Genomic DNA, 15,499 nt, shown 5'->3' with positions numbered 1-15,499 from the left:
ATTTTATTCCCATATTATATATGACCATATCTTATAAATCCAGACATTCATTTCAGAATTACACATATCAAAAAAGGAAATACGCCTCTGCGCATTCCCTTTTATCTCAGAAAGGATATATTTTGCCTATCAGTTTATGGTCCTCAGTTCATCCGTCAGACTCCGGAAAGCTACTTCGTCTCCGGTAGCTAACGCTTTATCGATTTCCAAATAGAGCTTCTCGCTGCGCTGTTTGCGAAGCGCTTCGTCCCAAACCATCTCAGCTGCCAGCCCCAACATGACTTCATACGTAACTTTCATTTTATCCAATAGGATGCACCTCCAAAACGGATTTAAGAGCTCCTATATTCTTTTCCTTTGGTAACATAACCCAGTGAAGTTCTGGACATCCGCTCCAGATCGGCATCAGTCAGCTCACGTATCACTTTGGCAGGTGTCCCCAAAGCAAGAGTATAGGGCGGAATCTTACTATTCTCAGTAACAACAGAACCGGCTCCAATCAGCGTATATTCGCCAATGTCGGCTCCATTCAGCAGAATGGCTCCCATGCCGATTAATGATCCTGTTCCAATACGACAACCATGAATGATCGCTGTATGTCCTACTGAAACATCATCTCCCACAATCAAAGGTTGATCAGTATTGACATGCCCGACAACGTTATCTTGAATATTACAGCGCTTTCCAATGATAATAGGTGCCAAATCAGCCCGCAGGACTGCATTGAACCAGACGGAAGACTCTTCTCCCATTCTCAAATCACCGATCAGTTTTGCACCTTCAGCCATATATACCGAAGGGTGTAACTGAGGTTGTAGACCTTTGTATGGAATTATCATTATTATTATCACTCCTTAATTTGGGAGTGATTTTAGCAACTTGTCCTTCACTTGTCAAACATAATAGGTGTAATGTCTCCTGAGATGGAGCGACAGGATGAAGCAAGACGTGTGCCCCAGGCTGTCATTTGTATCGTCCTGCCTTCCTCATGTTCCCCAATACGGACCATGCCAAGATGCAACATCATTTTAACAATTCTGTTATCATAAATGGCCTCGGCCGTATCATAGTAAAACGGCTGAATGAACGGACCGATCTGACGAAACAGTGACTCGGCGGTTGACCATTCTTGGGCACATTCGCCTGTCCAATACACAATAGAGGACAGATTGGGAATAGCACCTTTATACAATCTTAACCAAAACCTAAATAGCTGTATCATTTCGGCTGTTTTCTCAGCTGCCAGCTTGTCTTCTCCAGCTGGTGATAACTTCAGCGTGCCTTGCTCCTCACGAACCAGCCGATGGTGAAATGCATAGTCGTAGAGAAGTGCAAAACGATCCGGGTAATCCTTGAAGGAACGGCCATATCCGAATCTCCATCCACCTTTGCCCACCAATTCCTCACTAATGTGCAGATGCTCCATAATCTGCTGTTGAGAGCGACGGTACATCATTCCTTCAGCGTTAAGGGCAATCTCGTGCTGCTGGACAAACTGCAGGAACAACTTGAGATCATCCGCTAAGAGATGATATTCATCCCGATACATGGGTGGTTCCGTTGTTTTGGTAATCCCTGCTCGCAGATGTGTGGATAACACATCCCTGAATCTTAATTTCAGATCCTGGGGTACCTGATACAAATACCTGGTCTGCTGCGTTGTCCCATTGAACAACCATCCACTCTTATTAAAGCGAACGATGAGATCACGTGGACTCGCGCCAGCCTCACTCTCCTTTTTGTCCATCGATTGACGGGCTATGGCAATGAGTTCTTCCATACCATAATACTGGCGAGGATCAAACAACAAGTTGTTCAAAAAGCGCTGATCTGCTTGATTCAGTTGACGTACCTGCTGCTCAAAAAAGGGTCTGCTGCCCAATGTAGTGAGAATACTCTGGATGAGTTCGTGTTTGGAATTGGGCTTGCATTCACATTGGTAATAGTCTGCTATTCGATTAAGCTGGCCAATATCGGCAAAAGTAAGCATATCCGCTAGATTCATGGGTCCATCGCCTCGCCCGTTAACTACTTCGACTGATGATTCGGAGCCTGAAATAGTTTGGTTTTGTAAACATCGTTGACGGAATTCCCATAATCTAAACCTCTTTTTGGAAATCTTTTATGTTTTAAACCATACTATGCCCCAAGTTGGTCAATCAGAAGAAAAATGAGAGGTTTGAAATCATATAAAGTCTTTATTTCCCCATAAAATGCAAAAAAACAACCCAAGTTGGATTACTCAGGTTGTTTCGCAGTGTCCAAAGACAGATGTCGTGTGCAATTATATAACAGCGGACTCCAGTCATCACGTTCCTTTTCCAGGATCGTCAGTGACAGGTTTCCAATCCGTTCTGTATACCGATCTTTAAACAAGGCTGTTAACAGGTTGGCCAAGAAAGCTCCGTGAGTGACAATGAGTACGTTTTGGTCCGAATAGGCAGACCATAGATCTTCCAGAAACGCCAGTGCACGAATCTGGATATCCGCTATCTGCTCCTGTCCCAAGTCCAATGTCTCCCAGGCTTGGCCCCAACGGGCAACCCGTTCTTCTGAAGTCAGACCTTCAATCTGACCAAAAGCCCTTTCTTTCAACCGTGCGTCCGGCTCAAGCAAAGGTACATTCAACAGCTTGGAGATAATCTCCCCTGTTTCCTGTGCCCGCGATAATCCACTTGTGATGATATAGTCCCATTGGTATTCTTCCTTCAGAAGACGTCTTCCCAGGCGCTCTGCCTGTTCACGACCTTCTCCATTCAGAGGAATATCCGTCTGACCCTGTATACGGCCCGCCGCATTCCAGTCTGTAAGACCGTGACGAATAAGCCCGATTCGCACTTACATCCCTCATTTCTCCACACGGCGAACGAAAGGTTATTACCTATGCACTCGCACCTTGTTTGCGTTTATTCGTTGTTCGATGCATACGTCCAAGAGAAAATAACGCCATTCCTATTGCAAGTAAAGAGAGTGCCATCCAATACTGCGGATAAGCAGGTCCCATGCTCACAACAAAAGGTTCTATGATACTTCCTCTGTCCGCTCCAGTCATGTTGTACTGATACATTCCAGAGGACGATGGTCCGCTTCCGGCAACCCCTGTCTCCAGGATACCCGTAGTAACAACTTTGGTTTGCTCAGCTTCTGATACGTCTGGCTTAAACATTGCCATATACAGAAAGCTGCATAAAAAAATAGCCAGGAACGCGGCAATCCACAAAGACATATGCTTGCGGATCACAGCAGAGAAACGATTAACCTTTACCTCTTCCGGCAGTAACCATGGAGACTCCGCATAGATCCGGTCCATCACGTTACGGTTCACTCTCTCTGCTTGTTGTTCTGTCACTGGAACCGGAATGCTGTGCAGCAAGATCTGAGCTTCTTCCCAGACCTCAAACTGCTCGGAGCACTCTTCACAACCAGCGAGATGAGCATGAAATGCAATCCGCTGAGGATGAGTTTCCGGCAAGTCCCAGACCAGTGCAAACAGTTCCTGGGCTTCATTGCAATTCATCGGTTCTTCATCCCTTCATATGGCTCGTACACCGGTTCGAAGAAATAAGGTTCCAATTGAGTTTTTACGCTTGATCTTGCTCTGAATAATAGCGATTTCACAGAACTGACGCTCTGCCCAAGAATATTCGCAATCTCTTGGTAGTCTAGTTGATCATACTCACGGAGTATAATCGCAGAACGCTGCTTCTCCGGTAAATTGTTAATCGCATCCCTAACCAGCATCACCCGCTCGCTGCGTAGTACAGCATACTCCGGTGTATTCTCCGAAGGAGCAACGGGAACAATCCCGCTCTCTTCAAGTGGGACATTTCCGCTGCGCTGTTTGCGAAGCTCACTCAGTACCGTATTTCTCGCAATGGTATATAACCAGGTTGAGAATGAGGCATCCACCTCACGGAAAGAGTGCAGACTGCGGAACGCCTTATAGAAAGTCTCAGAACAGAGATCTTCCGCAAGCAGCTCCATATTGGAACTTTTCAACATATGATATACGAAAGCCAGTATTTTACGCTGATAACGACTCATCAGCTCGGAATATAACTCCAGGTTACCTTCCTTGATCTCTCGAATCAACTGGGAATCCGTCATTTGAGTGCGACCCCTCCTCGCCCATCCATGTGCTTCTCCCCGTTCGACTCTATCCATGTATTACCGAACAGGCACAAAAAAGTTGCGGTTCTCACCGCATATAAAAAGCGTTCAGCGCCATAACTGGCCTTCCCGCCAAATTCCCCTATGTAATGGCAATTTCCCCAACGTTTCTACATTAACAGTATTATTGTACAACGGTCTGCATCATCCTGGCAAATCTATTGGCATCCACAGAACCCGACCTGTCATTCATATGCAGTCATTTTCACGTTCATGACTTCATTTTGAGCCTTTTTGGTAAGCCTCCCTTATATAGACGGACGACGTACTGAAAAGGTTACAAAAATGTGATATTTTTTTTGATCTAAGGTATGCTAACAGATTAAGGAGGGAGTATGTAAATAGAGGGTGTAAGTTTAAGTGTAACTTTTAACATATCAGTGCCTCACCCATAACTTTTTAAGACAAAAAAAAGACCGCTTACATAAGCGGCCATTGCTCACGTGGAGCAATACAGTTATTGGATAGGAGTGGAGAGAAACCATACTGTACCCTTATTATATGTATACGTTTTCATTTTGTCAACACTTTCAGTAAAATTGTTTGAATTAATTATATCTTTCGGTAATTCAGGATAATACATCCTTTTTTCCGTGACTGAAAATCAAATAATAACTCCAAAATAACCTCACAAAAAAGAGGGCTTTCGCCCTCTTTCTCGTCTTATATCCACACTTGATAGCCTAAGGAATCCAACAAAGTCTTGGCTCGTTCCATATCTTCTTCCTGACGGAAAGACAGACGCATAATACCCGGCACATCCACCCGGTTTTCGATAATCTCCAAGTTGCTCAAGTTGATATCATTCGCACCAAGCTCAGTTGCGATCTTACCAATCATACCCGGTGCATCCTGGACATCAGTATATAGATCAAATAAAGGCGAAATCATGCCTTTGCGTCGTTCTGGTAATATACTGCGGAACTCGCGGGCCTGACGGAATGCCTCCTCTATACCTTCACCGTTCTTATGCTCCAGCATATCCGTAAAGGCCGTCATCTGGCTATTCCAGTCCTTAAGCAAGCCCAGCAGTACATCACGGTTGCTAAGCAAGATATCTCTCCACACAATCGCATCACTGGACGCAATCCGGGTAATATCCCGAAAACCACCTGCAGCCAGCATTTTATACAGTGGATTCGACTCATTATATTCACGCACCTGATTCACCAGCGCAACAGCAATAACATGTGGCAGATGACTAATCGCCCCCACGATGTCATCGTGCAGCAGAGGCTCCACACGCACGATCTGTGCCCGCGTATACGCAAGCAGCTCAGACAGCCTGCTGTAGGCTTCCTCAGGTACATGTTCTGAAGGGGTTAAGACATAGTATGCATTCTCAAACAACACAGCTGAGGCCGCATCTACGCCTGCACGCTCCGACCCCGCCATAGGATGACCACCAATGAAGTAAGCGTCAGTCAACCGCACATGCTCGGCACATGCGGCAATGGAAGCTTTTGTGCTTCCTACGTCCGTGATGATACATCCTTTTTTCAATGGCAGCTTGGAGAGCTTTTCGAAATAGGATTCAAGCAAACCTACGGGAACGCACAAAAAAATAAAGTCGGCATCGTCTACCGCTTCTTCCAGAGAGAGCGTAGCATCATCCACTACACCGCTCGCTATGTACTTGTCCTTCAGTTCATCCAAGTGGGCGTAGCCCATCACGGTTACATCTGGCTTGCCTTTGAAGCAGAGCGCCAGTGAACCGCCGATGAGTCCTACACCAATCATTGCAATTTTTAGTTTCATGGGTCCTCACTCTTTCATCGCCAGTATTAAGGGCGTGCTACCGCCTTCTCAGCCAGCGTGTTCTCCAGTGCCGTGACAAAAGCACGGTTCTGTTCTGATGTTCCGACGGACACACGAATGTAAGTTGGGTATACGTGGAATCCTGGGCGAACGATAATGCCTTGTTTGAGCAAGGATTGGAACGCAATTGCTGAAGGCATATCCAGATCAACCATAATGAAATTACCCTGTGAAGGGAAATATGACAATCCCAACCGTGTAAATTCATTTTGCAGGTAATCCCGATCCGTTGCATTCCGCTTCGAGCACTCTTGAACAAAATCCTGATCCAGTAGTGCAGCGGTTGCCGCAACCTGTCCAAAACGGGAGGTGTTAAACGGTTCACGTACACGGTTAATCAAATCAATAATTTCGGGACGTGCAATGCCGTACCCGATCCGAAGTGAAGCCAAACCGTAAATTTTGGAGAATGTCCGCAGTATGACCAAGTTAGGATACCGTTCGATCAATGGTACGCTTTGCGGATATGCTTCATCGGTTACGAATTCATAATAAGCTTCGTCCAGTATGACCATCACATGAGCAGGCACACGGTCCATAAAAGCTGTAAGTTCCTGCTCGGAGATAATCGTACCTGTCGGATTATTTGGATTACACACCCATACTGCTTTGGTTTTGTCGTTAATTTGCGCGAGCATCGCGCTCAGATCATGCGTGCCATCTTTCAGAGGCACTTCGATGGTCACGGCACCCTCAATATCTGCATTGCTTTTATATACGGAGAATGTCTGATCTGCCATGATGGTCTCGTCACCCGGCAAAAAGAAAGCTCTTGTGATCAAAGCAATAATCTCATCGGAACCACAACCAAATATTAAGTTGTTCCGTTCAACACCAAGATGCTTGGCAAGAACTCCCGTCAGCTCAACCGAGCTACCGTCTGGGTATATGCTTATATTAGTCATTTCTCTCGTAATGGCTTCCAGGGCGGCAGGAGAACTGCCGTACGGGTTTTCGTTGGAGGCCAGCTTGATGACTTGTTCAAGCCCCAGTTCACGTTTCACTTCTTCAATCGGTTTGCCCGGCTGGTACACAGGCAGATTGACAATCTGGGATTTCGGTTTCAACCCGACCGCCTCCTGTTATTGAAATAATGTTAGACACGAATCATCATGCACCTCACGTGTCCAAAAGATGTACTTTCAGGACATCCCTATCCCTTTAATTGTGCCACAAAGTTGCGAATTTGCAACAGTCCTGCTGCACGCGTATCCGGATTTTCAAGCAGAGGAATCGCATCTTCCACCTGACGAACAATGGCACTACCTACAACAACGCCATCGCAGATGCGGGAGAAATGTGCCACCTGCTCATGACTGGAGATACCAAAACCTACCGCTACAGGGAGGTCTGTCAGACTTTTCACCGTCTCAATGAAGCTTTCAACGCCATCAAAGAAAGAAGCTCTCTCTCCGGTTACGCCAAGAGAAGATACACAATAGATAAAGCCACTCGCTCCCGTTACAATCCGCTCAATCCGGGCATTAGATGTAGGTGCAACAAGCGGCACCAGATGCACACCAGCACGATTTGCGCGTTCTCGCACATCTTCCGCTTCCTCAATCGGCAGGTCCGGAATGATCATGCCACTAATATCGTGTTTGACCAATTCATCAAAGAATACATCCAGTCCTGTCTGCAATACCGGATTATAATAGGTGAACAGTACAAACGGCAGTTTCACACCTGCCTTACGAGCTTTTGCAGCGGTTTCCATAACAGTACGAATGGTAATCTGGCTTTTCAGCGCACGTTCGGAAGCACGCTGAATGACTGGGCCATCCGCAAGCGGATCGGAATAGGGAACACCCAATTCCAAAATATCCGCTCCAGCCTGTTCAAGCTCCTTGATGATATCAATCGTTGTGTCCACATCCGGGTCCCCCACGGTTAAGAATGGAATAAGTGCCGTGCGCTTCTGTTCCTTCAATTGCTGGAAGGTCTGGTCCATCAGATTCATCCCAAGTCACCTCCCGTGTATTTCATGATGGATTCAACATCCTTGTCTCCACGTCCCGACAGACAAATGACTACAATATCATCTGCTGTAAGTTCAGGCGCCAGTTTAACAACTTGGGCTACCGCATGTGCAGACTCCAGAGCAGGAATGATTCCCTCCGTCCGACATAGGAGTTGCAGGGCATCCAGTGCTTCCTGATCCGTGATCGGTACATATTTTGCCCGTTCAATATCCTTGAGATAGGAATGCTCCGGACCAACACCCGGATAATCAAGTCCGGCCGAGATGGAATGCGCTGGCTGAACCTGTCCATACTCATCCTGCAACAGGTAACTCATAGATCCCTGGAATACACCATGCGTACCTTTGGTCATCGTCGCAGCATGATACTCGGTTTCGACCCCTTTGCCTGCGGCTTCAACACCAACAAGCTTCACATCCTGATCACCGATAAATGGATAGAACATACCGATCGCATTACTTCCGCCACCGACAGCTGCTACAATTACATCCGGCAAACGCCCTTCGATCTCCTGAATCTGACGACGGGTCTCATCACCAATCACACGTTGGAAATTCCGCACCATCATCGGATATGGATGAGGACCAACCACTGATCCGAGCACATAGAACGTATCCTCCACATTGCTGACCCAGTAGCGAAGCGCTTCATTACCAGCATCCTTCAGTGTCCGTGTTCCGGACGTAACCGGAATCACTTCTGCACCGAGCAGCTTCATCCGAAATACGTTTAACTGTTGACGCTCTGTATCTTCTTCGCCCATAAATACTTTGCATTCCAATCCAAGCAATGCGGCTACGGTTGCCGTTGCAACGCCATGTTGACCTGCACCTGTTTCGGCAATAACTTTCTTTTTGCCCATCCGTTTGGCAAGCAAACCTTGTCCAATGGCGTTATTAATTTTGTGCGCGCCTGTATGATTGAGATCTTCACGTTTCAGATAAATTTTCGGTCCGCCCAATCGGCGTGACAATTGCTCTGCATGATACAATGGCGTTTCACGTCCAGAATACTCGCTTAGCAGATAGTTCAGTTCCTTGTTGAATTCCTCATCTTCAGAGAAGTGGCTATATGCCTCCTCCAGCTCTATGAGTGCGTTCATTAGTGTCTCAGGTACAAAGCGGCCTCCGAAGTGACCGAAACGCCCGTGTTGATCCGGCAATTGATGTGTCATGCCTGCTTCACCCTTTCTACGAATGCTGTAATTTTGGCAATATCCTTCACACCTTCAGTCTCCACGCCGCTGGATACATCGACGCCGAAAGGTGCATATGTCTGTATTAGTTGTTGTACATTGTCCGGCTGCAAACCTCCTGCAACGAACAGAGCAATTTCGCGACTTTTTGCCCATTCAGCATAGGCAGGGATTCGCTCCCAGGCAAACGTCTTCCCGGAGCCCCCTCCATATAGAGGATCATGCGTATCAAGCAATATCGCATCCACGAATTTATCATAAGTATCAAGAGCCCTTATGGCTGCATCATCAGCTTCCGGTCCCGTTTCATCTTTGGGAAAAGAAAAAACTTTGAACACTTTGGCATTCCACCGTTGCTTCACCTGCTGGCAAAATTCCGCAGTCTCTTGTCCATGCAGCTGAATAACATCCAGGTGAGCAATGTCCATAATGTGTTCCAGTTCATCAAGCGTAGGATTCACAAATACACCCGCAAGCTTCGGCCGATCATAGGTAGACCATTCGAACAACACCGTTCTTAATGCAGCAGCCTGCTCAGGTTCGATTCGACGGCGTGATTTGGCAAAAACAACACCAATGTAATCCACAGGCAAGTTTATCATCGATTTTAGCACTTCAACGTCCTGAAGTCCACATATTTTTACGGCCGCTGGCAGCGGGTTTCTCAGTTCTGACATACTGTCGCCTGTGCCATCGTGTATGGAAGTATTCATCATTTGGGTCCCATTAGATCATATACAGCCGCCTCGACATCATCCTCGCGCATGAGATGCTCACCTACGAGAATACCATGAACACCGGCCTGGATCAGAGGTACTGTTGATTCTGGCCCGTCAATACCACTTTCGCTAATCAAGGTAACGCCACTTGGAATCAATTCCATCAAATCCAGTGTCGTGTTCAGACTGGTTTCGAATGTTTTCAAATTCCGATTGTTGATGCCCACTAGTGTTGCCTGCGGAATCTCCAATACCTGCTCCAATTCTGTTCGATCATGGACTTCAATCAAAGCGTCCAGCCCCAAACTTTTGGCAAATTCCAGATATTGACGAATCTGTTCAGGTGTCAGAATACTGGCAATCAGCAATATCGCATCCGCACCCAATAATCTTGCCTCGGCAATCTGTCGTTCATCTATAATAAAATCCTTGCGTAATAGCGGAATATTCACCGCTTGATGGATCGCCTGCAAGTACTCGTTGCTGCCTTGAAAATACGACACATCCGTTAATACGGAGATGCAGTCTGCACCCGCACGCTCATAAGCAGCAGCGATCTCTACCGGATGAAAATCCGGGCGAATCAACCCTTTGGATGGCGAAGCTTTCTTCACTTCAGCAATAAGGCCGAGCTTGCGATTGCGTCCACTTGATAGTGCTTGTTCAAACCCCCGGGTTGCGGGTAGTTGTTCGATTTTTTGGATAGCCTCATCCATGCGAAATGTCTGTGCCAATACTTCTACTTCTTTATGTTTGGTTGCAACGATTCGATCAAGATACATGACTGTACGCCTCCGTTGTATGAATTAACTGTTCAAGCTTCCCGGCAGCTTTGCCCGAATCTACCGCTTCTGCGGCAAGTGTGACTCCTTCAGCAATGCTATCTGCAAGACCGGATACATAGATGCACGCTCCCGCGTTCAAGAGAACAACATCGCGATAGGCACTCTGCTCACCCTGGAAGATCCTCTTAATAATTTCGGCATTCTGTGCCGCATCTCCTCCAAGCACCGCTTCGAGCGGATGCATAGACAAGCCCATATCACGTGGATCAATATCATAGGTGTGCACTTCACCATTGCGAAGTTCAGATACCTGAGTCGGTGCCGAGATACTGATTTCATCCAGACCATCATGGCTGGCCACAACCAACGCTCTTTTGAGACCAAGGCGATTCAGTACTTCAGCAATCATCGGCGTCCGGGAACGATCATACAGGCCAAGCAATTGGCGATCTGCTCCCGCAGGATTGGTTAATGGTCCGAGCATATTGAAAATGGTACGAACACCCAGCTCTTTTCTTGGTCCTGCCGCATGTCGCATGGAAGGGTGATATACCTGGGCAAAACAAAAGCAGATTCCGATATCATCCAGACATTGTCTGGCCTGCTCGCCGTTCAGATGGATATTTACACCAAGTGCCTCTAATACATCTGCACTACCAGCTTTACCTGAAGCTGAACGGTTGCCATGTTTGGCAACCCGAACCGAGACGGCCGAAGCAATGATGGCGGATGCTGTGGAAATGTTGAATTTGTGAATACCCGATCCACCTGTTCCACAAGTGTCCAGCAAGCCGCTGCCATCCGTTAGAATTCGTCCGCCCTGACCACGCATGGCTTCAGCAAAACCGGTGATCTCATCCACCGTTTCACCCTTCATCCGCAGCGCCATCAGCAAACCTCCGATTTGAGCCGGCGTTGCCTCACCTCTCATAATCGAGTACATCAAATCTCTTGCTTCGGCTTGCTCCAGATGGCTGCCCTCCAAAATCTTCGCCAGGCCATGCTTCATGCCTTCCTCACGAGTAATCTCAGCAATGGGGGTTACAGGGTTCTCATTCATTATTGGGTTTATGTTCATCTCCGGTCTCTCCTCTCTCAGTTCTTAGCGGCCGCTGGTGTGACAAAGTAGTCTGCATTGGCCAGTCTCAACGTGCTGTCCTTTTCTTTGGCAGGAAACATTGCTTCTGCTGTTCGAATCGCTTTGAGCAATGCTTTAGCTTTGTTAACCGTTTCCTCATATTCATTCTCAGGCACAGAATCCCATACGATTCCCGCTCCGGCCTGTACATATGCTTTTCCTTTTTTGAAAATAATCGTACGAATCGTAATACAGGAGTCCATGTTACCCGAGAAACCAAGGTATCCGATTGCTCCTGCATAAGCACCCCGTGCCTCTTTCTCCAGTTCCGCGATAATCTCCATTGCTCGCAGTTTCGGTGCACCGGATACGGTACCCGCTGGCAAGCAAGAGAGGAATGCATCGAAGAAATCCTTATCTTCTCTAAGCTCGCCCGTAACGTTGGATACCATGTGCATAACGTGAGAATACCGTTCAATCTCCATGAACATGTCACACTTCACACTGCCGAAGCTGGATACCCGGCCCAGATCGTTACGCCCCAGATCAACCAGCATCAGATGCTCCGCGCGTTCCTTCTCATCCTGGAGCAGATCAGCAGCGAGTGCACGATCTTCCGCTTCTGTTGCCCCCCTTGGACGTGTGCCTGCAATCGGTCGTGTCTCCACACGATTCCCGTCCACCTTGACCAGCGCTTCAGGCGAAGTACCCACGATAATCTCATCATCCATTTTGAGGTAGTACATATAAGGTGATGGATTCAGGGTCCGAAGCACACGATACACGTGAAGCGGAGAAACTTCCGTATCAATGTGGAAACGCTGGGATAATACCACTTGAAAAATATCACCTGCGCGAATGTAATCTTTGGCTTGCTCCACATTACCGATAAACTGCTCCTTCGTGAGGTTGGAGCGAATATCCCCCAGTTCCACGTCTCCCGGAATAGAACGCGGATTCAGGTTCTCCCCTGGTCCTTGCTGCTGCAAACGTTCTGCGGCCTGCTCCAGCTTCTCCGAAGTCACTGCATACGCTTGACGTATCTCGTCATCCGTTGCACCGTCCTTGACGTGTACATTCCCAACGAGCAGCATCTGCTGCTTCACATGGTCAAACACGATAATCTGGTCACAGAACATAAAGCGAATGTCATCCATATTCAAGTCATCCAGCGCGTGAGCTGGAAGTTTCTCATAATAGGAGAGCAGATCATATCCGAAGAAGCCAATTGCCCCACCTGTGAATGGTGGCAGTTCATCATCTTTTGGGCTGCGATACTTACGCAGCAGTGCTTTCAGTTCTTCAATCGGTTTGCCTGGCAATTCACGAGTTTTCCCTGCTTCTTCTACAACAATCCGGCCCTTCTTGGCCGAAATCATCAGGAACGGATCTGTACCGATGAACGAGTATCTCGCCCATTGGATACCCCCCTCTACACTTTCCAGCAGGAATGCCCGGTCGTTGTCAGCATAACGGCGAAATATACGAATCGGAGTCTCCATATCTGCCAGAATCCGTTTGACTACCGGAATCAGATTATACTCATTCGACATTTTCAGTACTTGATTAACGTTTGGCGTTATCATCAGATCACGTCCTTTCAGATTTATATAAGTTCAACTAGAGAGGTTTACACTGAACACTCCGATGACAGAACAACCTTCCGATCGCTGTTATCCCCAGATTTTTTGACTCCCTTTCTAAAGGGAAAATCCGGTGATAAAGGCGAACGCTCCGCTTCATCAGGTTATTTCTGTCCTCTCCGTTTGTGTAAAAAGTTTAGTTGAACCTATAAGGGTAGAAGGAAAAATAATATGTACAAAAAAACCTCTACCATCAGGTAGAGGTTTGGTTATAAGCTGTATTTAACAGGGTGATGCTTCATAAATAACAAGTCCCTATACTTCGCTGTCGGATTATTCACAGGTCGCTGAATTGATGCATCTCACATCATCCAATAGGGAAAATATATCAGTTATAACACTTCAACTCCCATTCCAATATTTCGTAAAATATAGGAGAGTGCATTGATTGTGTTTGTACCAAAATATATCAAAACAAAAGGTGTCCTATGACACGTTTGTTTTCCCTGCTCCTGTTACCTATTCCGTAGCACGACGTACCGTGAATCAGTTGACCGGTTTCTGTTGCCCCGGTTACCACCCACTGGACTCTGCTATATACTCCACTAGCTCAGCTGCTCTCAGCTCAATCTCTACTCTACTCAACTGGTTCTCACTATACATCATTATGATCGGTTTGACAACCCACTACTTAAGAGCCAGAAGGTGCTGCCAAATCCGGACGTAATGCCTGTGCACCGTTTAGATACACATGGTTGATTTCATTCTGAGCTTTGTTTGTATTGACATGCACCATGAAACGAATGCACTGCGCCAAGGCACCTTTAACAGGAACCTCCAGTGCACACATTAGTGGTACGAGTTCCCAGCCATCCAGTTGGCGAATAGCTTTTGCCGGGAATGCAGCATCCAGATCCCCAGTTAACGTAATCCACACACTGCAGATATCTTCCGGTTGGATCTCATTGCGATCCACGATCTCCTGCAATAATACAGCCGTTTCCTTCAAAATCTGTTCTTCGTTGTTCTGCGTGACTGTTGTAGCCCCGCGAATTCCCCGTGTGACCATTGCTGTTATTCTCCCTTCCTGAGCATTTCAATGACGTCCCGAACTGCCGACACAGGTACGTCCTTCACAATTCTTGCAGCCCCGATCCGATCAGGAATGATAAACACCATGTGACCTTCACGGAATTTTTTGTCATGCATCATCGCTTCCATTAATGCATCCGTGTCGAGATGTGCAGGCATCGTTGTTGGAAGGCGGAGTGAACGCAGCATGCGGACCGTATCTTCATAGAGCCCTGCTGGCGCACCAAGCTTCTCACCAAGCAATGCTGATCCAGCCATACCGATCGAGATCGCTTCTCCGTGCAGGAATTCTCCATAACCGGCAATCGCTTCAATGGCATGACCAATCGTGTGTCCCAGGTTCAACAACGCACGTTCTCCATTTTCACGTTCGTCTCTGGATACTATCTCTGCCTTAATGCCACAACCTCGCTCCAGGCCATATCCTAACGCTTCCGGATTAAGCGCAAGCAACTCTTCCGCATGCTCCTCACACCAATGTGCAAAAGCCTCATCACGGATCAGCCCGTGCTTCAGCATCTCTGACAACCCTGCCGAAACATCTCGTGGTGGCAAGGATTGAAGTGTGTCCACATCATAGAGCACTAGCTCGGGCTGGTGGAATGCACCGATCATATTTTTGGCCAGCGGATGATTGACAGCCACCTTGCCGCCTACACTGCTGTCATGCGCCAAAATCGTTGTAGGTACTTGAACAAACTTGATTCCACGCATATATGTAGCGGCAACAAAGCCAGCCAGATCACCTACGACACCACCACCTAGGGCCAGAATCGCAGAACTCCGATCCAGCTTACCTTCGATCGCAACAGTCATCATATCCTGGTATACCGAAAGGGATTTCGATGTTTCACCAGCGGGCACAACCGCCGATACGACTGTATAACCAGCCGTACGCAGTGTTTGCTCCAAACCTGACAAGTATTTGGGAGCCACATTTTCATCTGTAATGATGAGTAACGGACTTTTTTTGGTCAAGCCATATTGCTCAAAATATTGAGGGGCTTGTGCCAGTAGGCCGCTGCCAATCAAAATCGGATATGAGCGTTCCTCCAACTGTACCGTCAGCTGACGCAT

Annotated in this window: 16 protein-coding genes; all 16 read right to left on the bottom strand. The window is 47.3% G+C overall.

What is annotated here, in order from left to right; genetic code table 11:
* Positions 1-129 precede the first annotated feature (129 nt).
* The 16 genes from QF049_RS03575 to aroB all read right to left on the bottom strand — a co-directional run bounded on the left by QF049_RS03575 (position 130) and on the right by aroB (position 15,499).
* Positions 130-309, bottom strand: coding sequence for an IDEAL domain-containing protein (locus tag QF049_RS03575; protein ID WP_017687723.1), 180 nt, complete (start codon positions 307-309; stop codon positions 130-132).
* Between the two features lie 23 nt (positions 310-332).
* Complete coding sequence (locus QF049_RS03570; protein WP_017687722.1) at positions 333-839, bottom strand: gamma carbonic anhydrase family protein; 507 nt, start codon at positions 837-839, stop codon at positions 333-335.
* 47 nt (positions 840-886) lie between these two features.
* A complete protein-coding gene (locus QF049_RS03565; protein WP_307534840.1) occupies positions 887-2,005 on the bottom strand; it encodes a hypothetical protein in 1,119 nt (372 codons plus the stop codon).
* A gap of 233 nt (positions 2,006-2,238) precedes the next feature.
* Positions 2,239-2,838 (bottom strand): histidine phosphatase family protein, encoded by a 600-nt coding sequence (locus QF049_RS03560; protein ID WP_307534838.1) that lies wholly within the window; start codon positions 2,836-2,838, stop codon positions 2,239-2,241.
* 43 nt (positions 2,839-2,881) lie between these two features.
* Positions 2,882-3,517, bottom strand: coding sequence for an anti-sigma factor family protein (locus QF049_RS03555; RefSeq protein WP_036607660.1), 636 nt, complete (start codon positions 3,515-3,517; stop codon positions 2,882-2,884).
* Complete coding sequence (locus QF049_RS03550) at positions 3,514-4,107, bottom strand: RNA polymerase sigma factor (RefSeq protein WP_036607662.1); 594 nt, start codon at positions 4,105-4,107, stop codon at positions 3,514-3,516. Before QF049_RS03550 ends, QF049_RS03555 begins: the two co-directional genes overlap by 4 nt.
* A gap of 726 nt (positions 4,108-4,833) precedes the next feature.
* Positions 4,834-5,928 carry a prephenate dehydrogenase gene (locus tag QF049_RS03545; protein WP_124116217.1) on the bottom strand — a complete coding sequence of 365 codons (1,095 nt, stop codon included), beginning with the start codon at positions 5,926-5,928 and terminating at the stop codon, positions 4,834-4,836.
* 26 nt (positions 5,929-5,954) lie between these two features.
* Positions 5,955-7,055, bottom strand: a complete 1,101-nt coding sequence (gene hisC / locus QF049_RS03540) for a histidinol-phosphate transaminase (protein WP_307534835.1) — start codon at positions 7,053-7,055, stop codon at positions 5,955-5,957.
* 86 nt (positions 7,056-7,141) lie between these two features.
* The gene (gene trpA / locus QF049_RS03535; protein WP_307534834.1) at positions 7,142-7,948 is read right to left on the bottom strand and encodes a tryptophan synthase subunit alpha; all 807 of its coding nucleotides are present in this window, start codon (positions 7,946-7,948) and stop codon (positions 7,142-7,144) included.
* On the bottom strand, positions 7,945-9,144 hold the full coding sequence (trpB, locus tag QF049_RS03530; protein WP_017687714.1) for a tryptophan synthase subunit beta: 1,200 nt from the start codon (positions 9,142-9,144) through the stop codon (positions 7,945-7,947). Before trpB ends, trpA begins: the two co-directional genes overlap by 4 nt.
* On the bottom strand, positions 9,141-9,842 hold the full coding sequence (locus QF049_RS03525; protein WP_307543084.1) for a phosphoribosylanthranilate isomerase: 702 nt from the start codon (positions 9,840-9,842) through the stop codon (positions 9,141-9,143). Before QF049_RS03525 ends, trpB begins: the two co-directional genes overlap by 4 nt.
* A 35-nt stretch (positions 9,843-9,877) precedes the next feature.
* Positions 9,878-10,666 carry an indole-3-glycerol phosphate synthase TrpC gene (gene trpC / locus QF049_RS03520; protein WP_307534831.1) on the bottom strand — a complete coding sequence of 263 codons (789 nt, stop codon included), beginning with the start codon at positions 10,664-10,666 and terminating at the stop codon, positions 9,878-9,880.
* Positions 10,656-11,729, bottom strand: a complete 1,074-nt coding sequence (gene trpD / locus QF049_RS03515) for an anthranilate phosphoribosyltransferase (protein WP_373428214.1) — start codon at positions 11,727-11,729, stop codon at positions 10,656-10,658. The genes trpC and trpD overlap by 11 nt, the downstream gene beginning before the upstream one ends.
* Before the next feature lie 35 nt (positions 11,730-11,764).
* Positions 11,765-13,333 (bottom strand): anthranilate synthase component I, encoded by a 1,569-nt coding sequence (trpE, locus tag QF049_RS03510; protein WP_036607674.1) that lies wholly within the window; start codon positions 13,331-13,333, stop codon positions 11,765-11,767.
* Positions 13,334-14,021: 688 nt separating this feature from the next.
* On the bottom strand, positions 14,022-14,399 hold the full coding sequence (gene aroH, locus QF049_RS03505) for a chorismate mutase (protein WP_047843558.1): 378 nt from the start codon (positions 14,397-14,399) through the stop codon (positions 14,022-14,024).
* A gap of 5 nt (positions 14,400-14,404) precedes the next feature.
* On the bottom strand, positions 14,405-15,499 hold the full coding sequence (gene aroB, locus QF049_RS03500; RefSeq protein WP_307534830.1) for a 3-dehydroquinate synthase: 1,095 nt from the start codon (positions 15,497-15,499) through the stop codon (positions 14,405-14,407).

Origin of the sequence: Paenibacillus sp. W4I10, from assembly GCF_030816325.1 — a bacterium.
In the GTDB taxonomy this organism is placed as follows: Bacteria; Bacillota; Bacilli; order Paenibacillales; family Paenibacillaceae; genus Paenibacillus; species Paenibacillus amylolyticus_B.
Note: the sequence above shows the minus strand (reverse complement) of the source record. Positions and strands in the feature narration are given on the sequence as shown.